Source organism: Citrobacter sp. Cu231 (genome assembly GCF_030332265.1).
Classification (GTDB): Bacteria; Pseudomonadota; Gammaproteobacteria; order Enterobacterales; family Enterobacteriaceae; genus Citrobacter; species Citrobacter meridianamericanus.
Genome location: NZ_JAOWIE010000017.1, coordinates 1 through 273, shown reverse-complemented (window position 1 = coordinate 273; position 273 = coordinate 1). Strand labels below are relative to the sequence as shown.

Below are 273 nucleotides of genomic sequence, written 5' to 3'. Positions count from 1 at the left end.
GCATTATGCGAAAAAAAAAGCCCGTACTTGCGTACGAGCTCTTCTTTAAATATGGCGGTGAGGCGGGGATTGACTCGCTTCGCTCGCCCTGCGGGCAACCTGCTCGCTGCACTCGCAGTCTGTCCAACTGGCTGCGCCAGTAGTCGAACCCCGGTCCGGGCTTCTCATCCCCGCCAGGCTGTGCATTATGCGAAAAAAAAAGCCCGTACTTGCGTACGAGCTCTTCTTTAAATATGGCGGTGAGGCGGGGATTCGAACCCCGGATACGTTGCC

Annotated in this window: 1 other RNA gene; it reads right to left on the bottom strand. The window is 56.4% G+C overall.

The features are described from left to right. Positions 1 to 52: 52 nt before the first annotated feature. A non-coding RNA gene (locus OGY15_RS00755) (RtT sRNA) lies at positions 53 to 189 on the bottom strand. Between the last annotated feature and the right edge of the window lie 84 nt (positions 190 to 273).